Annotated in this window: 26 protein-coding genes and 1 pseudogene; 13 read left to right on the top strand and 14 right to left on the bottom strand. The window is 45.3% G+C overall.

Going from position 1 to position 26,185, the window contains the following annotated elements; all coding sequences use genetic code 11:
* Nucleotides 1-411: 411 nt before the first annotated feature.
* Nucleotides 412-555: pseudogene (locus AB4484_RS08140) on the top strand (thioredoxin-dependent thiol peroxidase); the annotation flags it as partial.
* A gap of 148 nt (nucleotides 556-703) precedes the next feature.
* On the opposite strand, the gene AB4484_RS08135 reads toward AB4484_RS08140, so the two are convergent.
* Together AB4484_RS08135 and AB4484_RS08130 are read right to left on the bottom strand one after the other, a co-directional pair.
* The gene (locus AB4484_RS08135; protein ID WP_017063383.1) at nucleotides 704-1,780 is read right to left on the bottom strand and encodes an AI-2E family transporter; all 1,077 of its coding nucleotides are present in this window, start codon (nucleotides 1,778-1,780) and stop codon (nucleotides 704-706) included.
* Complete coding sequence (locus AB4484_RS08130; RefSeq protein ID WP_029235389.1) at nucleotides 1,773-2,012, bottom strand: sulfurtransferase TusA family protein; 240 nt, start codon at nucleotides 2,010-2,012, stop codon at nucleotides 1,773-1,775. Before AB4484_RS08130 ends, AB4484_RS08135 begins: the two co-directional genes overlap by 8 nt.
* Nucleotides 2,013-2,190: 178 nt before the next feature.
* On the opposite strand from AB4484_RS08130, the gene AB4484_RS08125 reads away from it, so the two are divergent.
* The 4 genes from AB4484_RS08125 (at nucleotide 2,191) to AB4484_RS08110 (ending at nucleotide 5,151) form a co-directional block, all read left to right on the top strand.
* The gene (locus tag AB4484_RS08125; RefSeq protein WP_372077450.1) at nucleotides 2,191-3,645 is read left to right on the top strand and encodes a M48 family metalloprotease; all 1,455 of its coding nucleotides are present in this window, start codon (nucleotides 2,191-2,193) and stop codon (nucleotides 3,643-3,645) included.
* A gap of 121 nt (nucleotides 3,646-3,766) precedes the next feature.
* On the top strand, nucleotides 3,767-4,117 hold the full coding sequence (gene arsC / locus AB4484_RS08120) for an arsenate reductase (glutaredoxin) (protein ID WP_372077448.1): 351 nt from the start codon (nucleotides 3,767-3,769) through the stop codon (nucleotides 4,115-4,117).
* 6 nt (nucleotides 4,118-4,123) lie between these two features.
* Nucleotides 4,124-4,717, top strand: a complete 594-nt coding sequence (wrbA, locus tag AB4484_RS08115; RefSeq protein ID WP_017066556.1) for an NAD(P)H:quinone oxidoreductase — start codon at nucleotides 4,124-4,126, stop codon at nucleotides 4,715-4,717.
* The gene (locus AB4484_RS08110; RefSeq protein ID WP_017060713.1) at nucleotides 4,714-5,151 is read left to right on the top strand and encodes a DUF2069 domain-containing protein; all 438 of its coding nucleotides are present in this window, start codon (nucleotides 4,714-4,716) and stop codon (nucleotides 5,149-5,151) included. Before wrbA ends, AB4484_RS08110 begins: the two co-directional genes overlap by 4 nt.
* Before the next feature lie 110 nt (nucleotides 5,152-5,261).
* Here AB4484_RS08110 and AB4484_RS08105 read toward each other — a convergent pair whose 3' ends face one another.
* Entirely contained in the window at nucleotides 5,262-6,521 is a 1,260-nt protein-coding gene (locus tag AB4484_RS08105; RefSeq protein ID WP_372077446.1) for a DUF2066 domain-containing protein, read from the bottom strand.
* A gap of 278 nt (nucleotides 6,522-6,799) precedes the next feature.
* Between AB4484_RS08105 and AB4484_RS08100 the strand changes: the two genes are divergently transcribed.
* Nucleotides 6,800-8,038, top strand: coding sequence for a uracil-xanthine permease family protein (locus AB4484_RS08100; protein ID WP_372077444.1), 1,239 nt, complete (start codon nucleotides 6,800-6,802; stop codon nucleotides 8,036-8,038).
* A gap of 141 nt (nucleotides 8,039-8,179) precedes the next feature.
* Here the strand turns inward: AB4484_RS08100 and upp are convergent, their stop codons facing one another.
* Nucleotides 8,180-8,806, bottom strand: a complete 627-nt coding sequence (upp, locus tag AB4484_RS08095; RefSeq protein ID WP_017060716.1) for a uracil phosphoribosyltransferase — start codon at nucleotides 8,804-8,806, stop codon at nucleotides 8,180-8,182.
* Between the two features lie 169 nt (nucleotides 8,807-8,975).
* Here upp and purM point away from each other — a divergent pair, with 169 nt between their 5' ends.
* Both purM and purN read left to right on the top strand, forming a co-directional pair.
* Complete coding sequence (purM, locus tag AB4484_RS08090; protein WP_008222945.1) at nucleotides 8,976-10,016, top strand: phosphoribosylformylglycinamidine cyclo-ligase; 1,041 nt, start codon at nucleotides 8,976-8,978, stop codon at nucleotides 10,014-10,016.
* Nucleotides 10,017-10,148: 132 nt separating this feature from the next.
* Entirely contained in the window at nucleotides 10,149-10,823 is a 675-nt protein-coding gene (purN, locus tag AB4484_RS08085; RefSeq protein ID WP_372077443.1) for a phosphoribosylglycinamide formyltransferase, read from the top strand.
* 104 nt (nucleotides 10,824-10,927) lie between these two features.
* Here purN and AB4484_RS08080 read toward each other — a convergent pair whose 3' ends face one another.
* On the bottom strand, nucleotides 10,928-11,773 hold the full coding sequence (locus tag AB4484_RS08080; protein ID WP_048612205.1) for a class II glutamine amidotransferase: 846 nt from the start codon (nucleotides 11,771-11,773) through the stop codon (nucleotides 10,928-10,930).
* Nucleotides 11,774-11,840: 67 nt separating this feature from the next.
* Complete coding sequence (gene lpcA, locus AB4484_RS08075) at nucleotides 11,841-12,416, bottom strand: D-sedoheptulose 7-phosphate isomerase (RefSeq protein ID WP_017063379.1); 576 nt, start codon at nucleotides 12,414-12,416, stop codon at nucleotides 11,841-11,843.
* A 329-nt stretch (nucleotides 12,417-12,745) separates the two neighbouring features.
* Between lpcA and fadE the strand changes: the two genes are divergently transcribed.
* Complete coding sequence (gene fadE / locus AB4484_RS08070) at nucleotides 12,746-15,211, top strand: acyl-CoA dehydrogenase FadE (protein ID WP_372077441.1); 2,466 nt, start codon at nucleotides 12,746-12,748, stop codon at nucleotides 15,209-15,211.
* A 128-nt stretch (nucleotides 15,212-15,339) separates the two neighbouring features.
* Here the strand turns inward: fadE and AB4484_RS08065 are convergent, their stop codons facing one another.
* Both AB4484_RS08065 and dnaQ read right to left on the bottom strand, forming a co-directional pair.
* Entirely contained in the window at nucleotides 15,340-16,587 is a 1,248-nt protein-coding gene (locus AB4484_RS08065; RefSeq protein ID WP_372077438.1) for a TIGR03503 family protein, read from the bottom strand.
* Between the two features lie 9 nt (nucleotides 16,588-16,596).
* A complete protein-coding gene (gene dnaQ / locus AB4484_RS08060; RefSeq protein WP_017060722.1) occupies nucleotides 16,597-17,364 on the bottom strand; it encodes a DNA polymerase III subunit epsilon in 768 nt (255 codons plus the stop codon).
* Between the two features lie 56 nt (nucleotides 17,365-17,420).
* Between dnaQ and rnhA the strand changes: the two genes are divergently transcribed.
* Nucleotides 17,421-17,885 carry a ribonuclease HI gene (gene rnhA, locus AB4484_RS08055; protein ID WP_017069372.1) on the top strand — a complete coding sequence of 155 codons (465 nt, stop codon included), beginning with the start codon at nucleotides 17,421-17,423 and terminating at the stop codon, nucleotides 17,883-17,885.
* 77 nt (nucleotides 17,886-17,962) lie between these two features.
* Here rnhA and AB4484_RS08050 read toward each other — a convergent pair whose 3' ends face one another.
* Nucleotides 17,963-18,745 (bottom strand): class I SAM-dependent methyltransferase, encoded by a 783-nt coding sequence (locus tag AB4484_RS08050; RefSeq protein WP_017060724.1) that lies wholly within the window; start codon nucleotides 18,743-18,745, stop codon nucleotides 17,963-17,965.
* 53 nt (nucleotides 18,746-18,798) lie between these two features.
* Between AB4484_RS08050 and gloB the strand changes: the two genes are divergently transcribed.
* The 3 genes from gloB (at nucleotide 18,799) to AB4484_RS08035 (ending at nucleotide 21,885) form a co-directional block, all read left to right on the top strand.
* Nucleotides 18,799-19,557 (top strand): hydroxyacylglutathione hydrolase, encoded by a 759-nt coding sequence (gloB, locus tag AB4484_RS08045; protein WP_017060725.1) that lies wholly within the window; start codon nucleotides 18,799-18,801, stop codon nucleotides 19,555-19,557.
* A 70-nt stretch (nucleotides 19,558-19,627) separates the two neighbouring features.
* Complete coding sequence (locus AB4484_RS08040) at nucleotides 19,628-21,202, top strand: LysM peptidoglycan-binding domain-containing protein (protein WP_017063374.1); 1,575 nt, start codon at nucleotides 19,628-19,630, stop codon at nucleotides 21,200-21,202.
* A complete protein-coding gene (locus tag AB4484_RS08035) occupies nucleotides 21,199-21,885 on the top strand; it encodes a YIP1 family protein (RefSeq protein WP_372077435.1) in 687 nt (228 codons plus the stop codon). The genes AB4484_RS08040 and AB4484_RS08035 overlap by 4 nt, the downstream gene beginning before the upstream one ends.
* Before the next feature lie 106 nt (nucleotides 21,886-21,991).
* Here the strand turns inward: AB4484_RS08035 and AB4484_RS08030 are convergent, their stop codons facing one another.
* From AB4484_RS08030 to accA, 5 genes are all read right to left on the bottom strand, one after another.
* On the bottom strand, nucleotides 21,992-22,834 hold the full coding sequence (locus AB4484_RS08030) for an endonuclease/exonuclease/phosphatase family protein (RefSeq protein ID WP_248384424.1): 843 nt from the start codon (nucleotides 22,832-22,834) through the stop codon (nucleotides 21,992-21,994).
* A 61-nt stretch (nucleotides 22,835-22,895) separates the two neighbouring features.
* On the bottom strand, nucleotides 22,896-23,234 hold the full coding sequence (gene glnB, locus AB4484_RS08025) for a nitrogen regulatory protein P-II (RefSeq protein WP_017063373.1): 339 nt from the start codon (nucleotides 23,232-23,234) through the stop codon (nucleotides 22,896-22,898).
* Nucleotides 23,235-23,364: 130 nt separating this feature from the next.
* Entirely contained in the window at nucleotides 23,365-23,688 is a 324-nt protein-coding gene (locus AB4484_RS08020; RefSeq protein WP_170791809.1) for a cytochrome c, read from the bottom strand.
* Between the two features lie 46 nt (nucleotides 23,689-23,734).
* Nucleotides 23,735-25,069, bottom strand: a complete 1,335-nt coding sequence (tilS, locus tag AB4484_RS08015; protein ID WP_372077432.1) for a tRNA lysidine(34) synthetase TilS — start codon at nucleotides 25,067-25,069, stop codon at nucleotides 23,735-23,737.
* 125 nt (nucleotides 25,070-25,194) lie between these two features.
* Nucleotides 25,195-26,154 carry an acetyl-CoA carboxylase carboxyl transferase subunit alpha gene (gene accA / locus AB4484_RS08010; RefSeq protein ID WP_017060731.1) on the bottom strand — a complete coding sequence of 320 codons (960 nt, stop codon included), beginning with the start codon at nucleotides 26,152-26,154 and terminating at the stop codon, nucleotides 25,195-25,197.
* Nucleotides 26,155-26,185: the final 31 nt, after the last annotated feature.

The raw sequence follows: 26,185 nt of genomic DNA, 5'->3' as shown, positions 1-26,185 counted from the left end.
ACCTAGTTAGAGGTATTAAGGTGCACCTCATTTGATTGGTGCCTTCTGATATACCCCAAGTAACAAGTTGAGAAGAAAGGAAGTAATTTAGATTAGTGCTATTATGGACTGACTTGTTTCTTTCCAAATTCGATTTAGCTAAGCTAAATCGTATAATCATCGGGGAGTGCGTTGCTTCATAACTACAAAGCTATCGATGGCTATGAAAAACAGCCTTCATATGAGAATTGCCTAAATTTTTTATGACAAGCTTAGACTCCTAAAGTCGTCAAACCAGCCCATTTACAAAAAAAATATGACAACTGATATAATTAGGATAAAAAAATAAAAACCACCAACCTAACTCACTGTTAAATATAAATTTAATTTAAAAACGTCAGTTTTTATGTCCTAATTTATTTCCAAGGGTGAAAACTCATGGGTAAGGTATACGATGGTCTGCACCGTATTAGCTTCCTAATTGATGAAGAAGGTCAGATTGAACATGTCTTCAACAAGTTCAAGACTAAGACTCACCACGAAGTGGTTCTAGATTACTTCAATCAAGAAGCTTAAGGGCGATTTGAGTGAGTTAATGACTTAGATTCATCACTTTCTAAGCCAAGAGCAACACTCATTAAGCTAATGATTAAGCTAATGATTAAGCTAAGAGCAAAAAGGCCGAACATCATGGATGTTCGGCCTTTTTCTATAACAAGATCAACTACTTTTGATGTTCGGGGTCATCGTCTAATGCGTGACTCGGTAAGGCATTCCAAACCGCCTTAACTAGCGTCGCCAACGGGATAGCAAAGAACACGCCCCAGAATCCCCACAGTCCACCAAACACTAACACGGCAACAATAATGGCCACTGGGTGCAGGTTCACCGCTTCAGAGAAAAGAACAGGAACGAGCACGTTACCATCTAGCGCTTGGATAATACCGTAAGCGAGAAGCAACCAGTAAAACTGAGGCTCTAATCCCCATTGGAACAGACCAACGATCGCCACCGGAACAGTCACAGCTGCCGCGCCGATATAAGGGATCAGCACCGAGAAGCCAACCGCTACAGCCAACAAGACTGAATAACGCAGATCCAGAATCGCGAAGGTTACGTAACTCACACCACCAACGATTAAAATCTCGAGAACCTTACCGCGAATGTAGTTCGAGATTTGCTGGTTCATCTCTTCCCATACTTTGGTCGCTAAACGACGATTTCGAGGAAGTACACCGCTCGCCATTCTGATCATCTCTTCTTTGTCTTTTAACAAGAAGAAAATAAGCAGTGGTACAAGAATCAAGTAAACCGCTAAGGTCGCTAAGCTCACAAGAGAAGCAAGAGAGCCTTTGACAACACTTTCACCAAAACCTAACGCTTTGTTCTTGGCGTTAGACATAATGGACTCAACGATCTGCAGGTTGGCTAATTCTGGATAGCGTTCAGGAATCGTTGCAATGAAGTTTTGCAAGCTGCCATACATGCTTGGGATGTCATTGATTAGGTTACCCACTTGTTGCCAAATAGTTGGTACCAAGCCAAAGATCGCAAGTAGCATCACGCTAAAGAACATCATGATCACCAACATCACCGAAGGCGTTCTTGGGACACCGAGTCTTTGAAGTTGGGTAACAGGCCACTCAAGCAAATAAGCCAACACAATCGCAACCAAGAGTGGTGCAATTAGGTGACCAAAGAAGTAGATCGTAATAAAGCCGAAGAGAATGATGGCAACCAAACTGACAGCATGGGGATCAGAGAAACGTCGTTTATACCAACGATTGACCATTTCAAGCATCTGACTGCAATTCCTTTTTAGTGACGAGGAGATGATGGTAATTAGAGCAAACCTCAGTGACGACGTCATAGGCTTGCTTAGACAAATAAGTAACAATATCTTTCATCGAGCTGTTATCAGAGACATAAATTGACAATGACTGCCCTACTTCTAACTTTACACTGTGACGCTTGGCTAATAATAGCGCCATTGGACAGCGCTCTTGGCGTAAATCTAGAATATTAGGTGTCATTCTTGAGCTCGATGCTTATTATAAGGGTCGTATTGTAATCTGTTTTTGAAAACGCGCCATCATTCATTCATCTTCCTTCATGATAGCGCACGCACTTGGCAAAGGTTAAATCAGATAAAGAACCAATTTCCATTGCACTTGTCTTACTGTCAGAAGAAACGGAGTATTACTGACTAATATGTTTAAACGCGCTCGCTCAATTGCTTGCTTATGCATCGCAGCTACATTAAGCACCCCAACTATGGCGAATACCAATAGTTTGGAGCTACCAGATATCGGTACCGCTGCTGGCGGCACACTCACTATAGACCAAGAGCTTATCTATGGTGATGCCTACATGCGCATCATCAGAAGTAGCCAGCCTATCGTAAACGACCCAGTTCTAAATCTATATATTGATACTCTTGGCCATCGTCTGGTCGCGAACGCAAATGATGTAAAGACACCTTTCCAGTTCTTTATGATCCGTGACCGCAACATCAACGCCTTTGCTTTCTTTGGTGGTTATGTTGCTTTGCACTCAGGTCTGTTCCTGCATGCACAATCTGAAAGTGAACTGGCTTCTGTATTAGCGCACGAAATCGCGCACGTAACCCAACGTCACTTAGCGCGTAGTATGGAAGACCAAGCGCGCCGCTCTCCAGCAACCATTGCAGCGCTAGCAGCCTCTGTATTACTGGCGATTGCAGCTCCTGAAGCCGGCATTGCAGCCCTAACAGCAACGACTGCGGGTAATATGCAAAGCCAAATCAACTACACCCGTAGTAATGAAAAAGAAGCCGACCGCTTTGGTATCAACACGCTAGCAAAAGCTGGGTTTGATGTGAATGCGATGCCACGTTTCTTTGGCCGTTTAGCTGATGAATATCGCTATGCGAGCACACCACCGCCAATGCTACTGACTCACCCATTACCAGAAGACCGAATTACCGATTCACGCGCTCGTGCTCGTAGTTACCCGCCACTGAAACTGGCTCCCTCTCTGGACTACCACCTAGCAAGAGCCCGCATTGTTGCTCGCTATGCTGGCATTAATAATGATGCTGCTCTTGATTGGTTTGAGCGCCAGCTGAAGAAAGCCCCTAAAACTTTGGTTCCGTCACTAGAATATGGTCAAGCACTAGTTTACCTAGATTCCAAAAAATTAGACAAAGCAGAGCCCATTCTGAACAAGCTGATTAACAGCGACCCAACCAACCTGTTTTATCTAGATGCTCTTTCGGATCTGCACATTGAGAAGAAGCAGCCTGAGATTGCGATTAAAGAACTTAAATCGGCACTGGTTCGTCAACCAAACAACCCAGTACTGACTATTAACTACGCCAATGCACTGATTGAAAATGAAGATCTACAGGAAGCGGTTCGCGTATTGCAACGTTACACGCACGATAATCCGAACGACACCAATGGCTGGCACTTACTTTCAAAAGTAAATACGAGCCTTGGTAATAGTGACGAAGAACTGGCTGCTCGTGCAGAAATTTTGGCACTGCAAGCCAACTGGAACAAAGCGATTCAGTACTACACGCAAGCAAGCCAAATCGCAGAACTTGGTAGCCTAAAACAAGCACGCTACGACGCTCGAATTGATCAGCTAATGATTCAACGAGAGCGCTTCTTGTCGCTACAATAGAGTGTTTACTGGTAATGCTCGTTGCCAGAATAAAAAGAAAGCTCAACGTTACACACAAAAGAAGTCACCTCTGGTGGCTTCAGCTAAACAATTAAATCAAAAATAATAATGAGGAAGAACCATGTCTGTCGTGATTTATCATAACCCACGCTGCTCAAAGAGCCGTCAAACTCTAGAAGTGCTTCAGGAAAACGGCGTACAGCCAGAGATAATCAAATACCTAGAGACTCCGTTAACAGTTGAACAGCTGAAAGTACTGTTCACTCAGCTTGGTTTTGAGAGTGTTCGCGACATGATGCGCACCAAAGAAGCGGACTACAAAGAAGCAAACCTTGGTGATGCTTCGGTTACTGATGAAGATCTTTTCGCCGCGATGGCAACCAATCCAAAACTGTTTGAGCGCCCAGTCGTTGTCGCGAACAACAAAGCAAAGATTGGTCGTCCACCAGAGCAAGTGCTAGAGATTCTGTAATCCAATATGAGCATTAACATTCTTGTTCTTTACTACAGCCGCCACGGCAACACACAAGCTCTAGCAAGGCAGATTGCACGAGGGGTTGAATCTATTCCGAACTGTGAAGCCATGCTAAGAACGGTGAACGACGTGTACACCGTAGAAGAGCAGCCTGATTCGCGCTATCAACCAACCGATCCTATCGCCTCGTTACAAGAACTTCGATCTTGTGATGGTTTAGCGCTAGGCAGTCCGGTTTGGTTTGGCAACATGGCCGGGCCAATGAAGCACTTTTGGGATAGCACGACATCAATGTGGATCAATGGCGATCTCATCGATAAACCAGCTTGTGTCTTTACCTCTTCTTCATCACTGCATGGTGGTCAAGAGACGACACAGCAAAGCATGATGTTGCCCCTACTTCATCACGGCATGTTAGTCGTGGGTATCCCCTACTCAGAACCTGCACTGCACACCACGCAAACCGGTGGTACGCCTTATGGTGCAAGCAGTACTGGAGAGAGCGCTTCGCTTAGCAAAGAAGAGATTGAGTTGGCGCAAAACCTAGGTAAACGCCTAGCGCGCATCGCAATAAATCAGAAGGGAATTTCTCAATGATGTATATGCCAGAGAAGGCTATGTCTCCCAAAACCAAGCTATTTCGCTACCTTGCTTTAGCGGGCAACTTGTCACTTTTATTCTGGGTAGTGGCTTGGCAGATGACGCTTTCACCGCACCCTCATCTCAGTAATGTCACGCTGGCGATTGCTTGGGCTATCCCGCTGTTACTGCCATTGCCGGGCATTTTAGCAGGTAAGCCTTATACGCACGCTTGGGCAAATTTCGTTTTGATGCTCTATTTCCTACACGCATTAACTATTTTGTATGTAGACGATGGTGAACGCTTGTTAGCGGCTGTAGAACTGCTTCTGACGACTCTAGGTTTCGCGGGCAATATCTTATTTACTCGCTTTAGAGCCAAAGAGTTAGGCATCAAGTTGAAGCGTCTTTCTGAAGTAGAAAAGAGAGAGAAAGCTAAGTTCGAGCAATAATATAGAACCCATGCTTTTAAGCTGACCGCTTACAAACAAAAAGCCCTGCGAGATTGCTCTTGCAGGGCTTTTTTCATGTTTTCATTTCAATCAGTCATGTCAGCTGACAATTATGAGCGAACCCACTCGTAGACCAAGCTTGGCTTAGCATGTACTGGCGCTGTGATGGTTAGATCTTCTTTACTAGAATCCTCTAACGTTGCGTCAGGCGTATTCGTTAGCTCAGTATCCTCAGATATCTCATTACCCTTAATCACTTGCACGCCTGAGTCAGTTTCGTCACCAACGACTTCAGCAGCGTCTGTTGAATCATCACCTACAGACATTGTGTTGTCTTGAGTTTCAAATTCAGGGCTCACTTCAGGCTCAATGTAAGATTCTTCAACCTTCGCAACTTGGCGAATACTTGCTACTTCTTGCTCAAACTCTTGTTGAGTCGACAATAAGTGAATTCGGAAAGTGACTTCGTTGTTCTGAATCTTCAGAATATCTAGGCTTGCCACCGAGTTTAGACGCTTAAGTGCGTTCTCCAACTGGAAGAAGTCTTGAGCATTATTCAAGCTAATAAACTGCGTTAAAATCGATTCTGATGACTCACTCGCTACCGTCACGGCACTTTTACCTGCGTAGTAGTTACTGATTTGGTCGACTAACTGCTTAGAAGTCGTTGCGCTGTTACCTGATAAAGAACCACTTACAGGCGATGTTGGTGCGCTCGTCAATTGACTTGGCTTTTGATCGTATAGAGCCCAACGTAGGCCTGAAGATTGAGCCTTTATCACCAACACAGCATCAACAGGATAACGCTGACTCGCTTTACTGATTGGCGTAACAAAGCTACCCCACAAATCAGAAGTCGCAATACCCGTAATATCGTCAAAGTCACCCACAGGCAGCGTTAGCGGCAAGCCACGCTCTTTTGCGTTAGCTTGTAAGCTAGCTGCTAACTCTGAGTTAGAGTGTTCCCATACGATGTTCTTGTCGTAGTTGTCCTCTTCCACCAGCCAAACAAGGATGTTTGAACGCGTGTCAGGCCAGTAAGGTAACTGTGCTTGAGTCAACAGAGAACGGATTTGAGCACCGTTAAAACGCATACGCAATGTTGATTGGTCATTGCTTTCGCCAAAACTCATTTGAGACATGTACTGCGAACTCTTGCGCATCGCCTTTTGAATCGTCTCATTCGAAGCGACATCAGTTTGGCCAGTCGCACGTATCAATACCTGCTCCATACCTGTATTTCTTGCCACTTGTTCTGGCTGTTTGTCTTCAGCGTTAATCGCAACTTCAGCACTAAAAATATCTACTTGAGTTAAGGCATAACTCGGAGAGGCTAATAGTCCCATCAACAACAATGCTATGTAGCGCATACTGATCCTAATATTCAAATCTTGTGCCTAGATGATAAGCAACTATGGATTGAGGGGCAAGGTCGATAGCGCCCACTGTGTTTAATAACCACAAAATATCACCTGGCCATGATAAATCGCTCACTTATAAACTGAATTTCTAGGGCTTAGATGGATATAAAACATCACTAAGATAAATAAATTTGATCTATCTGGTGTAGCAATCGATTGCTAAGTGATAGAATCCCGCGAATTTTATTTTTCACTTTTCATATAACGACCATTTTTAAGGACATATCATGAAAAATGCTTTGCAAGGTGCGCAAATGCTGTTCGTAGCTTTTGGTGCGCTTGTACTCGTGCCGCTACTAACAGGACTTGATCCTAACGTTGCACTCTTTGGCGCAGGTGTCGGTACCCTTTTATTCCAACTTATTACACGCCGTTCAGTGCCAATCTTCTTAGCGTCTTCTTTCGCATTCATCGCGCCTATCATGTTTGGTATTCAAACTTGGGGTGTAGGTGCAACCATGGGCGGCCTTATGGCGGCGGGTGTTGTGTATGTACTAATGGGCGCGTTAATTAAAGTTCGTGGCGTTGGCTTCATCCATAAACTGCTTCCACCTGTCGTGGTTGGCCCTGTGATCATGGTTATCGGTTTAGGCCTTGCGCCTGTTGCGGTTAACATGGCGCTAGGTAAGACAGGCGATGGCGCGGTTCAGCTTGTTGATGCAGACGCTGCACTGTGGATCTCTTCGATTTCACTGTTAGTGACCATTGTCATCAGTGTGTTCTCTAAAGGCTTCCTTAAGCTACTGCCAATCTTCGGTGGTATTGTCGCGGGTTACATCACTAGCTTGGTTTATGGCGCAGTCGACTTCACACCAGTAGCGCAAGCATCTTGGTTAGCACTGCCAAACTTCACAGCGCCAGAGTTCAACATCAACGCGATCTTCTTTATGGTATTTGTTGCGATTGCACCTGCTGTTGAGCACGTTGGTGACATGCTTGCTATCTCTAACGTGACCGGTAAAGACTACCTTAAAAAACCTGGCCTACACCGCACAATTACTGGCGACGGTGTGGCAACAATTGCTGCTTCTATGCTGGGCGCGCCACCAAACACGACGTACAGTGAAGTAACAGGTGCGGTAATGCTGACCAAAGCATTCAACCCAGTGATCATGACTTGGGCAGCAGTAACAGCTATCGTTCTTGCATTGGTCGGTAAGCTAGGCGCACTACTTCAAACGATTCCGGTTCCTGTGATGGGCGGCATCATGATTCTACTGTTTGGTTCTATCGCAACCGTAGGCTTGAATACTCTAATTCAAAACAAAGTTGACCTGCACAAATCACGCAACCTTGTGATTGTAGGCATTACGTTAGTCTTCGGTATTGGCGGCATGGCATTTGGCATCGGTGACTTTAGCCTACAGGGCGTAAGCCTATGTGGCATCGTAGCGATTCTACTTAACCTAGTACTTCCAGATGAGCTAGGTGACAACACTGTGGTAGATAAAGCTCAAATCGATTAATGAATCGATAAGGCTAGATTCAAAAGAATCACAACCAAACAAGATCAAAAAAGGGAGAGCATCGAATGCTCTCCCTTTTTATTAATACGGTTAATTCAGCGAGTTAAGGAACTGTTTAGGGTCACTTAAGCTGAAACCGAATTACTTAGTACCGAAGATCTTATCGCCAGCATCGCCAAGACCAGGAACAATGTAGCCCTTGTCGTTTAGCTTCTCATCGATTGCAGCCGTGTAAAGCTCAACATCTGGGTGCGCTTTTTCTAGAGCAGCGATACCTTCAGGAGCAGCAACAAGCACAAGAATCTTAAAGTGCTTACAACCTTTCTCTTTCATCAGGTCGATAGTCGCGATCATAGAACCACCTGTTGCAAGCATTGGGTCTACCACTAGAGCAATACGCTCATCGATGTTAGATGCAAGCTTGTTGAAGTATGGTACTGGCTCAAGTGTTTCTTCGTCACGGTAGATACCAACAACGCTGATACGTGCACTTGGGATGTGCTCAAGAACGCCGTCCATCATGCCTAGACCAGCACGTAGGATTGGCACTACAGTTACTTTTTTACCTTTAATTTGGTCAACTTCTACTGGACCGTTCCAACCGTTAATCGTCACACGCTCAGTTTCAAAGTCTGATGTCGCTTCGTATGTTAGAAGGCTACCCACTTCTGTCGCTAGCTCACGAAAACGCTTAGTGCTAATCTCACCTTCACGCATCAGGCCAATTTTATGTTTTACTAGCGGGTGTTTCACTTCAACAACTTTCATTTCCAACTCCGGCAATATTTAAACAAACCTGTAGATTATACACGAACTCTAAGGTTATTTCAGAATCTTTATTCTAATAAAAAAAACCGCGCAAACGTTTGCTCTTGGTAATCAAGCCCTGTTAGAATAGCGCCGTTTTCACATCCAACTTAAGTTCGAGGACTATCCCGTGAGTGGTAATACTTCTTCTCTAAGCTACAAAGACGCTGGTGTTGATATCGACGCAGGTAATGCACTAGTAGACCGTATCAAAGGTGCTGTTAAACGCACTCGTCGCCCTGAAGTAATGGGCGGTATTGGTGGCTTTGGCGCCCTATGTGAACTTCCAACGAAATACAAAGAGCCGGTACTTGTTTCAGGTACTGATGGTGTTGGTACTAAACTTCGCCTTGCTTTGGATCTGAAAAAACACGACACCATTGGTATCGACCTAGTGGCAATGTGTGTGAACGACTTAATCGTTCAAGGTGGTGAGCCGCTATTCTTCCTAGACTACTACGCAACAGGTAAGCTAGATGTAGATACAGCAGCAGACGTTGTTTCTGGTATTGCTGAAGGCTGTGTTCAAGCTGGCTGTGCACTAATCGGTGGTGAAACTGCTGAAATGCCAGGCATGTACGAAGGCGACGACTACGATGTAGCTGGCTTCTGTGTTGGTGTTGTAGAAAAAGCTGACATCATTGACGGCACTAAAGTAGCAGCAGGCGACGCACTTATCGCTGTTGGCTCAAGTGGTCCACACTCAAACGGTTACTCTTTAATTCGTAAAGTCCTAGAAGTTTCTGGTGCTGATAAGAGTGAAGAACTAGAAGGTCGCACTATCGGTGAGCACCTACTAGAACCTACTAAGATTTACATCAAATCGGCACTTAAGATGATTGCTGAGCATGACATTCATGCTATCTCGCACATCACAGGTGGTGGTTTCTGGGAAAACATCCCACGCGTACTTCCTGAAGGCACTAAAGCAGTTATTGATGGCAAGAGCTGGGAATGGCCTGCTATCTTCAACTGGCTACAAGAGAAAGGTAACGTGGAGACATTTGAAATGTACCGCACTTTCAACTGTGGTGTAGGCCTAGTTGTTGCTCTACCTAAAGATCAAGCAGACGCTGCTGTTGAACTACTGAAAGCTGAAGGCGAAAACGCTTGGGTTATCGGTGAGATCGCAAACGCTGAAGCTGGCGAAGAGCAAGTTGAAATCAAATAAGTGATACGCTCACTTACTTAGTTAATCAATGAGGACCTAATGGTCCTCATTTTGCTATTTAGCCCGCAGAAAACCTTAGTTTATGTAGGTACATTGTAAACAGTTCAGTTAATCAATCGTATGACCCACTCTATGAAAAACAATCACTCAAATAAAACCAGTCACTCTAAGAAAAACATCGTTGTGTTAGTTTCAGGAAGCGGAAGTAACTTACAGGCAATTTTGGATGCCTGTGATAGCAATATGATTGATGCTTCAGTTAAGGCTGTCTTTTCAAACAAAGCAGAGGCTTTTGGATTAGAACGAGCGAAAACCGCAGGTGTTGACGCACATTCAGTGAATCCAAAAGACTTTGGTTCACGTGAAGAGTTCGATCATGAATTGATGATTCAGATTGATGCATACCAACCCGATTTAATCGTACTTGCGGGATACATGCGTATCCTGAGTTCAGAGTTTGTTCGTCACTATGCGGGTAAAATGGTCAACATTCACCCTTCCCTGTTACCTAAATACCCAGGCCTACACACCCACCAGCGTGCCATTGATGCACAAGATAAAGAGCACGGAACTAGCGTCCACTTTGTTACCGAAGAGCTTGATGGTGGCCCTGTGATCTTACAAGCTAAGGTTCCGGTATTTGAAGATGACGATGCTGATATTCTGGCAAGCCGAGTGCTTACTCAAGAACACTGCATTTACCCTATGGTCTGCAAATGGTTCGCAGAAGATCGTTTATCAATGCTAAATGGGCAGGCTGTCTTAGACGGTAAGGCATTAAGCAAACACGGTTACGCAGAAGAGTAATTCGTCAGAAATCAAATCACATCAAAAAAGGCCGCTTACGATTCATTAGTTCAGTAAGCGGCCTTTTTTATACGGTTCAAATAATACTATCCGGGATACTTAGCTTAGTTCAATGGCTCCGTTGGCGCTTGGCTTGCTACCTTCTTCGGCGCATAAGCGACACCTTCCAACGCTTGGTGGTTATTACCAATCAGCTCACCAAAATGAAACAGCGCGTATTCACCCGGCTTCATTCTAAACCACTCTTCATTGTCTGTTAGAGGCTGAGTTGCCACCACTGTAACCACATCATTAGGCGTAGTTTCTTCTTGGAAGTTAATCTCAACATCTTCATCAATCAGGCTCGCTTTACCAAAAGGTGCGCGCCTTGTTATCCAGTACAAATGGTTGGTGCAGTAGGTCATCACATACTCACCATCACTGAGTAACATGTTGAAGACGCCTTTCTCACGCAGCTGGTCACAACATTCCGCTACGAAGCGAAACATACCTTCCATGTCTTGTGGTGGTTCTGGGAAACGCTCTTCAAGTTGTTTGAGTAGCCAACAGAAAGAGAGCTCACTGTCTGTCTCGCCAACCGGTCTGAAACGACCACTGATCAGATCGTCGTAATCCGTTAATTGACCATTGTGAGCAAAGGTCCAGTATCGCCCCCAAAGCTCACGAGTAAAAGGGTGTGTATTCTCTAGATTAACACCACCACGGTTCGCTTGACGGATATGACTGACAACGGCTTGGCTTTTAATTGGGTAGTTTTGAACCAACTCAGCGATCTTTGATTCACAGCTAGGGTTAGGATCTTTAAATGTACGAAAACCCTTTCCCTCATAGAAGGTAATACCCCAGCCATCGCGGTGCGGACCAGTATTGCCTCCGCGCTGCATAAGACCAGTAAAGCTAAAACAAATATCAGTTGGCACATTCGCGCTCATACCGAGCAATTCACACATGGTTTAATCTACTCCCTATTAAAACCAATGGAGCCACAAACCTAGGCTCCAAATATCTGTAAAACTGTTATTCCATCTCTTTTTCAACAAGCTGAATCACAATATGAATGATCTTAATGTGAATCTCTTGGATGCGATCTGCGTAACCAAAGTGTGGCACTCGGATTTCGATATCAGCACAACCCGCCATTTTGCCTCCATCTTTACCCGTCAATGCTATCGTCTTCATGCCTTTAGCTTGAGCAGCTTCAATCGCTTTTAGAATATTGGCAGAGTTACCTGAAGTCGACAGACCGAACAACACATCACCTTTACGACCTACCGCTTCTACATAACGAGAAAATACGTGGTCGTAGCCAAAATCATTACTCACGCAAGACAAGTGGCTTGGATCTGAAATCGCAATACCAGCGTAACCTGGACGGTTTTCACGGTATCGGCCAGTAAGCTCTTCCGCAAAGTGCATTGCATCACAGTGTGAACCACCGTTACCACAAGAAAGCACCTTGCCCTCTTGCTTGAATGAGTCAGCAATCAGTTTTGCCGCCGCTTCAATTTGAGCGATGTTATGGTCATCACTCAGGAACTTATTCAGAACGTCAGCAGCTTCGTTTAATTCACTTTTGATTAGGTCTTGGTACATAAGGCTTATCTCTTATTTTTTTTGACGCAGCTTAAAGTGCGTGAAATGAGAACTGAGGGTTTTCCCCTCTTTATAGCTGAGTTTACCCACAAACATGAAATAGTGTCGACACTTAAGCCCAAAGATTGCCACCTTAATTAACTTGTCGTTGTAAATCCGTCCAAATATTCGCCACCAACCTCTCACAATTAGAACTTTAACTCTATTGAGATCACTTTTTACTCACTTTGGAGTTTTACAAATATTTAATATTTTGTTTACACTCGACTGGTTAGACCTCTTACCTAAAACTTAATAACAATAAGTGATCTCTGAAAAGGAAATCGATCATGAACATATTGCTCTCCCTACTCGGCATGACCGCCATCTTAGGCGTCTGTCTTTACCATAGAGTCAGTCTGGTACGTGCATTAGTTGTATTAACCGGCGCAATGGTAGCATTAACACTGTTTGGCGGCGTGGCAGTCACTGGATGGCTTTGTTACCTGTTAGCCGTTGCGATCTTTGCTGTACCTACCATTCGTCAGACACTGATCAGCCAAAAAGCACTCTCTTTATTTAAGAAAGTTCTACCGGCAATGTCTCAGACAGAAAAAGAAGCACTAGAAGCTGGCACAGTATGGTGGGAAGCAGAGCTGTTCAAAGGTAAACCTGAATGGAAGAAGCTTCAAAACATTGCTGACCCGAAACTCTCTGAAGCTGAGCAAGCGTTTTTAGATGGTCCAGTAAATACCGTGTGTGAAATGGTCAATGATTACCAAGTCACTCATGAGCTTGCTGATTTGCCACCAGAAGTATGGCAATACCTGAAAGACCATAAATTCTTCGCCATGATCATCAAGAAAAAATACGGCGGCTTAGAGTTCTCAGCTTACGCTCAATCTTTGGTTCTACAGAAGCTGACGGGTGTTTCTAGTGTATTGTCATCGACGGTTGGCGTACCTAACTCATTAGGCCCTGGTGAGCTGTTACAACACTACGGTACAGAAGAACAAAGAAACCACTACCTGCCTCGCTTAGCGGAAGGTAAAGAGATCCCTTGTTTTGCTCTGACTAGCCCAGAAGCCGGTTCAGATGCAGGTTCAATCCCAGATTACGGTGTAGTTTGTAAAGGCGACTGGCAAGGCGAAGAAGTACTTGGCATGCGCCTAACTTGGAACAAGCGTTACATCACTCTCGCGCCTGTCGCGACCGTTTTAGGCTTGGCTTTTAAATTGCGTGACCCGGATGGCCTACTTGGTGACCAAAAAGATCTGGGTATCACCTGTGCGCTTATCCCAACTGATTTAAAAGGCGTAGAGATTGGCAACCGCCACTTCCCACTAAACGTACCTTTCCAGAATGGTCCAACGCAAGGCGACGATATCTTCGTGCCTATCGATTTCATCATTGGTGGCCAGAAAATGGCAGGTCAAGGCTGGCGCATGCTAGTTGAGTGTCTGTCGGTTGGTCGTGGTATCACACTGCCTTCAAACTCAACCGGTGGCATTAAGTCTGCTGCGCTCGCAACCGGCGCTTACGCTCGTATCCGTCGTCAGTTCAAACAGCCTATTGGCCGCATGGAAGGGATTGAAGAGCCACTTGCACGCCTAGCGGGTAACGCTTATGTAATGGACGCTGCAAGTAATCTAACCGTCGCAGGTATCGACCTAGGCGAAAAGCCTTCGGTTATCTCTGCAATCGTTAAGTACCACTGTACTCACCGTGGCCAACGCAGCATCATTGATGCGATGGATATCGTCGGTGGTAAAGGCATTTGTTTAGGCCCATCGAACTTCCTAGCTCGTGGCTACCAAGGTTCGCCTATCGCGATTACGGTTGAAGGCGCAAACATCCTGACTCGTTCAATGATCATTTATGGTCAAGGTGCGATTCGCTGTCACCCTTACGTACTGAACGAAATGGAAGCGGCTTATTCTGAAAGCAGCGATGCGCTTGATAAGTTTGATTCAGCGTTAGCAGGACACGTTAGCTTTACGATGAGTAACCTAGTCCGCAGCTTGTGGTTTGGTTTAACCGATGGCCGTGGTTCTGATGCGCCAACACCTTCAAATAAAACAGATAAACAGACACAGCGTTATTACCAACAACTAAACCGCTACAGTGCAAACCTAGCGCTACTGTCTGATATTTCAATGGCAGTTCTAGGCGGCTCACTAAAGCGTAGAGAACGTTTATCAGCAAGACTGGGGGATATCCTGAGTCAACTTTACCTAGGTTCAGCAACGTTGAAGCGCTTTGAAAGCGAAGGCAGCAACGCTGAAGATCTACCGCTAGTACATTGGGGTATGCAAGATAGCTTACGTCAGACTGAAGTGGCGATTGATGAGTTCTTAGCGAACTTCCCTAATCCTGTGATTGGTCGTCTGCTTCGTGTTGTGCTGATGCCATTTGGTCGTATCCGTCGTGCACCAAACGACAAGCTCGACAGCAAAGTCGCGCACATTCTACAAACACCAAGCGAAACACGCTCTCGTATCGGTCGTGGCCAATATCTAGAAGCGACGGAATACAACCCAGTAGGTAAGATTGAAAAAGCGCTAGAAGTAATTCTTCAAGCTGAACCTCTGTTCGACAAAGTCTGTAAAGAGACACATCAAAAACGTGCCTTCTTACGACTTGATCTTGTTGCTCAGTTGGGACTTGAGAAAGGTATTTTAACGCAAGAAGAGGCAAATCTTCTGATTAGCGCTGAGGAACATAGACTGTACACGATTAACGTGGATGACTTCTCACCAGAGGAGCTTGCAGCAAAGTCTCAGTACCCAGACCAATCGATTGATAACGTAGCTTAAGGCCAGAAAAAGAAACAAAAACGGGACTCCTATGAGTCCCGTTTTTTTGTTCATGATTTCGTTGCCACAAATTCCAATGCTTTATCTAGCGGCTTATTTTCTCTAGACAACCTAACCATCTAAGCAAGTTACTTAGGCGCCTTGAGCTGCATCTCAGGTAACGCTTTTTTCTTCGCTTTAACCTTACGAACCACAAACCAAATCAATAAGCCCAATAGAATCGCGACCACATTACCCACCGCAATAATGATCATACTGCGCTGTCTGTCATCTTCACGTTTTTGAAGGATCATCAACTCTGTTGCGATACGCTTCTGTTCAGCAAGTGCTTCTTCTTGAAGGCGTCGTGACTCTGCTAAGTCGATATCTTCAACAACGCTGTACGACTGCTCGGTAATAGGAAAGATCAGTGGGCGCTGACTTGAAGCATCAGTGGCGTAAACCATCCCTGACCAATTATAAATCCCCAAATCGCCATTATAAGGCACCTCAAGAGCGACTTTCATTGCGTCGACTTCAGCTTGCCCCTGCTTGTACATCACATATTCATCAGGAGCCTTGTGCTCAACATGAACCGCTAACGAGCTCGGTGCGATCATCCCCTGTTCACCAGACACCACAATAGTATGAGGTAAACCCTCTTTTCGTGATTGAATGAAGGTGCTAGTGATCGGTGTTGGGTAAACCAAGACTTCTTGCTCCTGCGCTCGCAGGAACACGCCATTACCAGAGGTAATACGCGCTCGGTATTTACCGGGCTCGATATCTATTGGCAAAGAGACCGTGAACACACCATCTCCAGCCTTTTCATCAAGATCAGCGCCATCATCGGCAAATTCGCCCATCACAACCGGCACCGGGCGCGCTTCTCTCACCAAAGACTCTTCGTTTTCAACAAACTTAGTAAAGGTGACTTTAAGCTTTACGCGATCGAGAAAATCGCGCAGCACCAGCGGCTTGCCATCAGAAGTCAGTCGAGCGGTAAATTTAATGTGTTCTGTTTGATACAACTTATCTGGGAACTCATTAGCATCCAAAACAAGATGAGACAGGAGCTTGATATTGTTCTTAGGGGAAACTTTACCTATCGCTTGCCAAGGGCCGGGCATCGGATTGTCGATAGAGATAATGTCCATGGACGATTCTTCGTACCAACGGACATTATCAGCATTGCGCCAAGAATAGTATTTCTTGCCATCAGGGCGAACCAAAACGACAGGTTTAGAGTTATCGGCTCGATAAATCACAAAGGTGACTTGTTCAATACTGGGATCAACTCGAAAACGGTTATCCAATAAACTCATTACGGATTCTGTTGCTGCATGTAAGCCAAAGCTTAACAGCAATAAGCAACCGGTAGCCAATACCCTTAACATACTTTCTCCCTACTGACGCCAGAGGCAGCTTCCGCTTTTCTCGACGAGATCTAAACGACTTTGATGCGCTTCTACTTCATCGGCCGTAGCTCGTAAAACCTTTAGGGATTTTCGACCACTTTCTACTCTTCGTATGCTTTCGGCTTCGCCTTCCTGTTGACCAGCGTTAAATTGCAGCGAAGTTTGACCACCCGTCATCAATAAGTAGACGTCGGCTAGGATCTCCGCATCGAGCAATGCACCGTGGAGAGTACGGTGCGAGTTATCAATACCGTAACGGTCACATAAGATATCTAGGTTGTTTCTTTTACCTGGGAATATCTTCTTCGCCATTGCCAAGGTATCGGTAACTTTACAGTAGTCATCCGTTTTACCTATCGCAGGGTTGAGCTTCTCAAACTCATAGTCCATAAAACCCGTATCGAAGGGCGCGTTATGAGCCACCAGCTCCGCACCTTTGATAAAGTCGAGAAACTCTTTATGTATGTCTTGGTATTCAGGCTTATCAATCAAGAATTCATCGGTAATACCGTGAACGCCAATCGCCTCTTCTTGAATCGCACGATCGGGCTTGATGTAGACGTGGAAATGACGCCCGGTCAGCCTACGGTTGATGATCTCGACTGCACCAATTTCAACGATGCGGTGACCCATATAGTGAGGGCCACCTTCTGTATTCATACCGGTGGTTTCGGTATCGAGTACAACAATGCGCTTATTTTCGTTCGAACTGTTTTTTTCGTTCGTGCTTTGTTCTGGAGTGCTACTGGTATTCATAAGGATAACTGTGTCAGACTATGCCGATAATGTGCTTGAGGTAATAGTATCAAATCATGACGAAACAAGTTGAAATTTTCACTGATGGTTCTTGTTTAGGCAACCCTGGTCCCGGTGGCTATGGCATCGTACTTCGCTACAAGAAAGTCGAGAAGACGCTAGCAGAAGGCTTCACGCTAACAACCAATAACCGCATGGAAATGCTCGCCGCTGTCGTTGCTCTCCAAGCCCTCAAAGAACCTTGCTCTGTGATTCTGACCACAGATAGCCAATACGTGCGTCAAGGCATCACACAGTGGATTCATAACTGGAAAAAGCGTGACTGGAAAACAGCCGACAAGAAACCGGTTAAAAATGCCGATCTGTGGCAAAGGCTCGATAAAGAAACCGCTCGCCATAGCGTTGATTGGCGCTGGGTAAAAGGACACGCGGGACACAGAGAAAACGAAATGTGTGATGATTTAGCAAGAAACGCAGCGGAAAATCCGACTCAAGAAGATACGGGCTATCAGCCAAGCTAACCGTTTTTAAATTAGACGCACATTTCAGAAAGCGATTTATAATTTCTTAAACTGACCAATCGATAAAAAGCCGACAACTAGTCGGCTTTTTCTGTTTTTAGCGGATATGACGCTTTGGCTGAATCCATTGTACGGCGCGTATTGGTTCTAAAACTTGCTCCAACAGGCGAGAAACGTCGCTTGAGGTGCCAATGTGGCTTGATAGGTTTTAGCGGGTAAGTACGTTTACGAGCAACAATAAAGTATTGGCTTCCGGCGAAGGACGCACAACCACCTAAGCTATTCTCCAGCCACGTCCACATCGCTTGATACTTACTCATCGGAAACAGCGCGTAGGTGTCACAATGAATTACTTCATAGTTAAGTACACCTAACCAGTCTTTAATTCGACTTGGCGTGTACATACGCCCACTCCAGGGTAAGCTGTTCTTTCGCCAAGGCATCAAACTGGCAAGCCCAGTGACACTGATTGGGTTGAAGCCAGTGATAATGATATAGCCATCGTCCATCATCACTCGATCGACTTCTCTCAATAATCGATGCGGGTCATTGCTATAATCTAGCTGATGACTCAGTACTACAACATCAAAGCTTTTCTCCAAAAAGGGTAAATTATAGCCATCCGCTATCACATTATGTAATGGGTTCTGGATATCTAGGTTTACTTGATGTTGAATGTTGCATGTGCAGCTAGAAATCTCACTACTGAGGCCACCGAGCTTGAGCATATGGTAACCAAATAGCTTTGGGCACCACTCATCGAGTCGAGTTTGAATAGATTCTCTCAACCAGTCCCCATTGTGCAATTGCGCCCAAGTGTAAGGACGTTCAAACTTCTTTCTGCTACGTGCTGGCTTCATCAATAATCTGTCTCACTTATTCTGTCGCACTAAAAGTGACTGGAGAACCAATAATGTTACATATCAAAAGCATACCTGCATTTAACGACAATTACATCTGGCTGATTCAAAATAGCGATCGCCGTTGTGCTGTCGTCGACCCTGGTGATGCGGCTCCAGTATTAGAGTACTTGGCACACCATGAGCTAACTTTAGATGCAATCTTGATTACGCACCACCACCACGATCACATTGGTGGCGTTCCAGAACTCGTTAGACAATTTCCCGGCGTGGATGTCGTGGGTCCAAGGAATGAACCTATCCCTACCTTAACTCATCCGGTCGATGATGGTGATCAATTAGAACTGTTTGGCGAAGTATTTCTCGTCCTAGGACTCAGTGGCCACACCGCGGGTCATATTGGTTATGTGGGCGATGCCAAACTGTTTTGTGGTGATGTGCTGTTCTCTGCGGGTTGTGGCCGAATCATGGAAGGCACACCACAACAGATGTTCGATGCACTGAATAAGATCACGGCTCTGCCTCAAGAAACCGAAGTTTATTGTGCACATGAGTACACTGCAGCCAATATCGCTTTCGCATTAGCGGTTGAGCCTGATAACCAACATTTGCAGCAATATCGCGATCAAGTGAACCGACTTCGCGCTCAAAATAAGTCGACCATCCCCACAAATTTGAGACAAGAGAAGTTTGTGAACCCCTTCCTGCGCTATACCGAGCCAAGTGTAGTGAAATCAGTGTCTAATCGCACCGAGCAGACCGATCCTTTATCAGTATTCACCGCTTTACGTGCGTGGAAGAACGAATTTTAACAAATACAGACTTGTCACTCATAGGGGGTGGCAAGTATTATCATCGGCCGTTAATTAAAAAGGCTGTAACATGCGAGTTAAGTACAGCTGGGCTTTGGTATTACTACTTTCTGGTTGCCAATTAACTCAGTCAGAGAATCCAGACCAAGCTTCCGAGCAAACCAACACATCTCCTACTAAAGAAGTTTCTCAAGCGAACGTTTCATCAGAAGCAACAGCCAAAGAAGATCAAAAAGTTGAAGCACCTGTCGTTACTCCACAAACACAAGAAGATGTTTGGAAACGCATTGCGATGCAACTTGAAATGGAAGTGCCAGACCAAAAGAAGGTCGACTACTACCGAACTTGGTATCTCAAGCACCCGAGTCATCTAAAAACCGTATCAAAGCGTGCTGAACCTTTCCTATATTTGATCACCACTAAGATTGAAGAAAAAGGCTTACCACTAGAACTGGCACTATTGCCCGTTGTAGAAAGCTCTTTCGATGCGTTTGCCTACTCTCATGGCAGTGCTGCAGGTCTATGGCAATTCATTTCAGGCACGGGCAAAGACTACGGGCTTGAACAGAACTTTTGGTATGACGGCCGCCGTGATGTTGCCGCTTCTACCGACGCCGCATTGGACTTCCTCTCAGATCTTAACCGACGTTTCGATGGCGACTGGAACCATGCAATTGCTGCCTATAACAGTGGTGGTGGTCGAGTAAACAGCGCAATCCGCAAAAACAAGAAGCTGGGCAAGCCAATCGACTTTTTCTCTTTGGACTTACCAAAAGAGACCAGCAGCTATGTACCTAAACTGCTTGCTCTAGCAGATGTCATTGCCAACCAAGAAAAGTATGGCATCGATATCCCTGCAATCCCGAACAAGCCAGTGCTGACTCTGGTTAACCCTGAAGAACAGCTTGATTTAGCCATTGCTGCGAACTACGCAGGCATTCCTGTCAAAGAACTTCAAGGTTACAACCCGGCTTACAACCAATGGGCGACAGCTCCAGAGAAACACCAACAACTATTACTTCCTTTAGACTCAGTTGAGAAATTCAACAAAGAAGTCGCTGCCAATAAAGGCAAAGGCATGAAGTTGGTGCGTTACAAGGTTCAATCTGGTGACAGCATTAGCGTACTGGCAAGCAAATATAACACCACCAGCAAAGTGATCCGCTCTGCGAACGGTTTGAGCAACAACAATATTCGTATTGGCCAGCACTTACTTATCCCAACGTCAACCAAAGACGACAAGACATACGCCCTAAGCGCTTCAAATCGCCTAGCAAGCACACAGTCGAAGAGTCGTGGTCAATATAAGCTTAGCCATACTGTAAGAAGTGGTGACAGCCTATGGACGATTGCACGCGCAAATAAGGTCTCTCACCAATCACTGGCTAAGTGGAATGGTATGGGGCCACGCGACACGCTTAGAGTTGGTCAAGAACTGGTCATTTGGAAAAATGGCTCAGACGGCGCCATCATCCGTACGATCTTTTATAACGTAAGATCAGGTGACACAGTCAGCGGTATTGCATCAAAGTTCAAAGTAAAAAGTACAGATGTTGTAAAATGGAACACTTTGCAGAACAAAAAATACCTACAGCCAGGACAAAAACTGAAGCTGTATGTTGATGTAACTAAGGTAAGTGTATGAACCCGTCAAGTAACCCACTCGTCATGCTGTTGGATATATTCCGTTCGCCAACAGCTTGCTTCTTAGCGCTTTATCAACGAAGTGCTTGGGGATGGCAACCCTACGTCGTATTAATGCTCAGCCCATTTTTGTTTTGGGGTGCTTATTTTTCGAATGTAGATTTTGCATGGTTAAGTGCAGAGCTCTCGCAGCAACTGGCTCAAACGAACCCTGACCAATTGGCGTTACTTGACAGCAATACCTTACTCGCAAGTGAAATCATCAGCGACATATTTGGCCGAACATTAACCATCGTTCTATTGGCATTCTGGTTTAACCTTGCAACCAAGCCAAGCCAACATCAGCACAGCTTTTGGCGATGGTTTGCAGCGGCATCGGTTGTTATATTCCCAGCTGTTTTAGGTGATGTAGCAAGCTACGCAAGCCTGATACTCAAGCATGGACATGTGATGAACTACGCTGCCGACTTGAACAGCTTAAATGGCTTGATCAAGTTACCGCTAACTAATGATTGGTCACAATTTGCTAGCTCATTACCACTGCTTCTGCCATGGTACATCGTGCTAGGTTATGCTGCGGTATTAACGTGGACTGAGTTTGAACGCGGGCAAGCGCTTGTGATTTCAGGCTTACCATGGGTTGGCTACTACCTAATCTGGGCGCTCTACATTTTAATCTTTTAAGTAGAAGAGATAAGGCTAGCGAAGACTCTCTAGCCTATTGTTCCGTTAGATTTCCCAACGTAACCACCGTGCGAATGGTTAAGTTCCAATGACTAATAGCTAATCACTATTTAGCCTTAAAGGTCACTCGCATAGGGTTGTGATCAGAAGCGTCCGTAATGGGCGCTTTTGCTTTTTCTACCTCTAGCCCTCGATAGAACACGTGGTCGAGCACCAGTCCTGTAATGAACTGAGTTCTGTTATCTGGCTCAAAGGTAACTTCCGTCAAACCAACCTTCTCCAACGCATCTTTCAATACAGCAAAGCGAGCTTCACTCCAGCTATTAAAATCCCCGGCAAAAATAACAGGTCCACGATACTTTTGCAGATTATCAGTTAAGCTCTTGAGCTGAGCTTCATAATCTTCCGTACCAAAGGTAAAGTTCACAGCGTGGATATTAATCACAGCCAGCTCTTCGCCATTACTTAGTTGGTAACGCGACCAAAGCGCGGATTTAGGCAGTTGAAGCCAAGGTTCTTCATGAGTATAAGCACACGCTTCAATCGGTAAATGAGTTGCTAGGTTGAGTACCCCTGCACTTTGCTCAAACGCCTCAAACGCATTCACACGAGTGCTACCCCACTGTCCGCTCGTTACCCATTGGCGAAGTCCTTCTGTCATACTCGCTTCTTGCAGCAAGACTAAATCGCTACCTGCCGACAGCTTATTTAACTCACCCTGCCAATTATTTCGGTTTTGCTTATAGATATTCCACACCGTAATGTCTAAGCCATCAGACACATCAATCGCTTTCGGTGCAGAGTTTTGGTAGCAGCTGTAGATGTCGTTACTGGTACTTTGAGAGGAAGTGATCAGGTTGGGTTTATTCGGGATCACGAAGATAAAATGAAAACTAACGACAGCAAGCGTTATCAATAGCGTGATAACAATGATGGTTTTCTTAAACATACAACACCCTACCAGAAATGAAAAAGGAGCGATAAACGCTCCTTTTAGGGTAATAGTTTTTTTATACGGCGTCTTCGTCTTCTTCGCCAGTACGAATACGTACCACACGTTCAACTTCAGTAATGAAGATCTTACCGTCACCGATTTTACCTGTTTGAGCCGTCTCGATGATGGTATCAACACATTGGTCAGCCACTTCGTCGGTCACAACGATTTCTAGTTTCACTTTAGGTAAAAAGTCGACCATGTACTCTGCGCCGCGGTATAGCTCAGTATGACCTTTTTGACGTCCAAAGCCTTTAACTTCAGATACTGTCATACCCGTAATACCCACTTCTGCAAGTGCTTCACGTACATCATCAAGTTTGAATGGCTTGATAATGGCTTCAATCTTTTTCATGTTCATCCCTTAAACTGTGCGAATGGCTCATTATCGGTTAGCTATAGTAAACATTCAATGAAAAAAGCCAGAGCTTTAAAGCTCTGGCTCGAAATTTATCATCTTGTTTAATCAGCGCTTTGAGAAGGTTTTACTTAAGGCTTGCGTAGTAAGCGGCTAGATTCGCGATGTCTTCATCACTCAGCATTGAAGCTTGAGCCTGCATGACAGCGGCCAAACCGCCGGTGCGCTGGCCGTTCTTATAGGCCTTAATTGATGAAGCGATGTATTGCTCGTTTTGACCTTTAAGGTTTGGATAGCCAGGGATCACTGCGATACCGTCTGCACCATGACATGCCGCACAGATTGCTGCTTTAGCTTGACCCGCAGCGACATCAGCCGCCAGTGCGTTACCACTCAATAGTCCAAATCCAAGAACTAATCCTAGTGTAATTTTCTTCATTGCATATTCCATTAATTATTTTTATTAAAGTGACGGTGAATTGTGACACAAACTTTTTCTACTTGCTCCAAAGCGCTTCACAATCTTGACCTTCGTAGTTTTTATCTACGAATAAGCCTAAAACAGCGATCACTCGATCGCCATCCATTAATATTGGCGTTCTGCGTCGTAACCAACTGGGTACTTGGTACTCTTGAAAGAGTTTTTTGAGCTTTCTGCTATGACCGCGTCCAACAGGATGCGCTGATAATCCTTCAGGGTTGAAGATCACTCGCAATGTTCTACTCGCTATGTTGAGACTAAAATGTTGCGCATCACAGTGGTTAGATACACCATCACTCGCCGCTGAAGTTAAGTGTAGTTCCCCTAAACCGTCAGGCAAAACTAAGCTCTCTTCCATCGAGATATCACTTTGCCAGTTCGACAAGTCTTTGGTCTCTTTGACGACATAGAGCTGATGATTAAAACGTCTAACCTCAACCTCATTCAACACCAGCTTAGGATTAGCGTCCGCCTGAGCGCATGCCACCTCATCCCATATAAGTTTGAGCTGCTTTTGGCTTGGCATCGGTTGATTACAATGGCTAAGCCACATTCTTATCAGTCGTGCTCGTAACAAGTCTGAATGTTGGAATAACGCCTCAATGCTTAAGCTCTGGCTATCTCCCAAAGCTTGCTGTAAGTGAGACTCAAGCAACTCATCCAACAGTAACTCTTGCTCTGCACATAGCTGAGCGCTGCGACTGACCGACTCTCGGAAACTAGGCCAACGCTCGGTCAGTGTCGGAGTGACTTGATGACGAATAAAATTGCGGTCAAAGCGAACGTCTTGATTACTCCCATCTTCTACCCAAGTTAACGCCATATCACGCGCCGCCCCTTCAATATCCGTTCTCGTCACCGACAGCAGTGGGCGAACGATATGAGCACCTGAAAACGGCATCATTTTCGCCATTGAAGAGAGCCCTTTCGGACCACTGCCACGCTTAAGAGCTAACAAGAAGGTCTCGACTTGGTCATCGATGTGTTGACCTGTAACTAATACATCACCCTGTCTAATATGCTTTTTAAAGGCTTGGTATCGCGCGTCTCGAGCCAGCTTTTCAACGCTTTCTCCACGGCTAATATCTAGCGAGACTCGTTCAATGAACAAAGATACCGACAAAGCATCACACCATGTTTGGCACTGCTCTGCCCAATAATCAGCATTCTTACTTAAGCCGTGGTGAACATGTACCGCACAGCACTCAATGTGATGGGACTTGGCGTATTGCGCAGCCAACTCCAACAACACTCGTGAATCGACACCACCACTGAAAGCGACGATCAACCGACAAGGCTTAAGCGCGCTTTGATCAAGTACAGATGTGAAGGTATCAATTAAGTGTGTCATGAGGCTACTAAACCAGAGGTCGTGTGTGAAAGGATAATGTTTTAATAATAAAAAAGGGTTGGCACTGAGTCCAACCCTTTCATCAACTTGTTACGTTAAGCAGACCTTATTACTAAGGTAACTTATCAGCAGTAGCCGTAGCTCATTAGACGCTGGTAACGACGCTCAAGAAGCGTTTCGTTATCAAACTGCTCTAGCTCTTCTAGCTGTTTAACTAACATGTCTTTCATGTTCTGAGCCGTTTGTGCAGGGTCGCGGTGCGCGCCACCTAGAGGCTCAGGAATGATTTCGTCGATAAGCTCAAGCTCTTTAAGACGAGGAGCAATAAGGCCCATCGCTTCAGCTGCTTGTGGTGCTTTATCTGAATCGCGCCATAGGATTGAAGCACAACCTTCTGGAGAGATTACTGAGTACGTAGAGTACTGAAGCATGTTCACGTAGTCACCAACACCAATCGCTAGTGCACCACCAGAACCGCCTTCACCCACAACGTTACAGATAACAGGAACTGAAAGGCCAGCCATCACTTTTAGGTTTTTAGCGATAGCTTCAGATTGACCACGCTCTTCAGCACCAACACCTGGGTATGCGCCCGCTGTGTCGATGAAAGTGATGATAGGCATGTTGAAACGCTCAGCGGTTTCCATTAGACGTAGTGCCTTACGGTAACCTTCTGGCTTTGGCATACCAAAGTTACGGATCACTTTCTCTTTAGTCTCACGACCTTTCTGATGACCAATAACCATAACAGGACGGCCATTTAGACGAGCCATACCACCCACAATAGCTTTGTCGTCAGCGTAAGCGCGATCGCCCGCCATCTCTTCAAACTCTGTGAATGCATGCTCCAGGTAATCTTTGGTGTAAGGACGTTGAGGGTGACGAGCAAGTTGAGCTACCTGCCATGCACCTAAGTCACTAAAGATTTTCTGTTTAAGCTCTAAGCTTTTTTTCTCTAGTTGTTCGATTTCTTTGTCTAGATCTACCGCTGTGTCACCACCGTGACGCGAAACGTCACGTAGCGCTTCGATTTTTGCTTCAAGTTCAGCGATAGGCTTTTCAAATTCTAGAAAGTTCAGGCTCATCTATGAATCCTTGTTGATTCAGCTCCGCAAT

The organism is Vibrio sp. 10N.261.46.A3 (assembly GCF_041472995.1).
Taxonomy (GTDB): Bacteria; Pseudomonadota; Gammaproteobacteria; order Enterobacterales; family Vibrionaceae; genus Vibrio; species Vibrio coralliirubri.
This window is presented reverse-complemented; position numbering and strand designations above follow the sequence as displayed.

Coding starts and splice junctions, on each gene's coding strand:
- fadE (WP_372077441.1), top strand. CDS start 12,746: ATGAACATATTGCTCTCCCTACTCGGCATGACCGCCATCTTAGGCGTC.
- AB4484_RS08050 (WP_017060724.1), bottom strand. CDS start 18,745: ATGAAGCCAGCACGTAGCAGAAAGAAGTTTGAACGTCCTTACACTTGG.
- AB4484_RS08035 (WP_372077435.1), top strand. CDS start 21,199: ATGAACCCGTCAAGTAACCCACTCGTCATGCTGTTGGATATATTCCGT.
- dnaQ (WP_017060722.1), bottom strand. CDS start 17,364: ATGAATACCAGTAGCACTCCAGAACAAAGCACGAACGAAAAAAACAGT.
- wrbA (WP_017066556.1), top strand. CDS start 4,124: ATGAGCATTAACATTCTTGTTCTTTACTACAGCCGCCACGGCAACACA.
- gloB (WP_017060725.1), top strand. CDS start 18,799: ATGTTACATATCAAAAGCATACCTGCATTTAACGACAATTACATCTGG.
- arsC (WP_372077448.1), top strand. CDS start 3,767: ATGTCTGTCGTGATTTATCATAACCCACGCTGCTCAAAGAGCCGTCAA.
- tilS (WP_372077432.1), bottom strand. CDS start 25,069: ATGACACACTTAATTGATACCTTCACATCTGTACTTGATCAAAGCGCG.
- glnB (WP_017063373.1), bottom strand. CDS start 23,234: ATGAAAAAGATTGAAGCCATTATCAAGCCATTCAAACTTGATGATGTA.
- AB4484_RS08105 (WP_372077446.1), bottom strand. CDS start 6,521: ATGCGCTACATAGCATTGTTGTTGATGGGACTATTAGCCTCTCCGAGT.
- AB4484_RS08065 (WP_372077438.1), bottom strand. CDS start 16,587: ATGTTAAGGGTATTGGCTACCGGTTGCTTATTGCTGTTAAGCTTTGGC.
- AB4484_RS08030 (WP_248384424.1), bottom strand. CDS start 22,834: ATGTTTAAGAAAACCATCATTGTTATCACGCTATTGATAACGCTTGCT.
- rnhA (WP_017069372.1), top strand. CDS start 17,421: ATGACGAAACAAGTTGAAATTTTCACTGATGGTTCTTGTTTAGGCAAC.
- upp (WP_017060716.1), bottom strand. CDS start 8,806: ATGAAAGTTGTTGAAGTGAAACACCCGCTAGTAAAACATAAAATTGGC.
- AB4484_RS08100 (WP_372077444.1), top strand. CDS start 6,800: ATGAAAAATGCTTTGCAAGGTGCGCAAATGCTGTTCGTAGCTTTTGGT.
- AB4484_RS08110 (WP_017060713.1), top strand. CDS start 4,714: ATGATGTATATGCCAGAGAAGGCTATGTCTCCCAAAACCAAGCTATTT.
- AB4484_RS08135 (WP_017063383.1), bottom strand. CDS start 1,780: ATGCTTGAAATGGTCAATCGTTGGTATAAACGACGTTTCTCTGATCCC.
- accA (WP_017060731.1), bottom strand. CDS start 26,154: ATGAGCCTGAACTTTCTAGAATTTGAAAAGCCTATCGCTGAACTTGAA.
- AB4484_RS08040 (WP_017063374.1), top strand. CDS start 19,628: ATGCGAGTTAAGTACAGCTGGGCTTTGGTATTACTACTTTCTGGTTGC.
- AB4484_RS08130 (WP_029235389.1), bottom strand. CDS start 2,012: ATGACACCTAATATTCTAGATTTACGCCAAGAGCGCTGTCCAATGGCG.
- lpcA (WP_017063379.1), bottom strand. CDS start 12,416: ATGTACCAAGACCTAATCAAAAGTGAATTAAACGAAGCTGCTGACGTT.
- AB4484_RS08125 (WP_372077450.1), top strand. CDS start 2,191: ATGTTTAAACGCGCTCGCTCAATTGCTTGCTTATGCATCGCAGCTACA.
- AB4484_RS08020 (WP_170791809.1), bottom strand. CDS start 23,688: ATGGAATATGCAATGAAGAAAATTACACTAGGATTAGTTCTTGGATTT.
- AB4484_RS08080 (WP_048612205.1), bottom strand. CDS start 11,773: ATGTGTGAATTGCTCGGTATGAGCGCGAATGTGCCAACTGATATTTGT.
- purN (WP_372077443.1), top strand. CDS start 10,149: ATGAAAAACAATCACTCAAATAAAACCAGTCACTCTAAGAAAAACATC.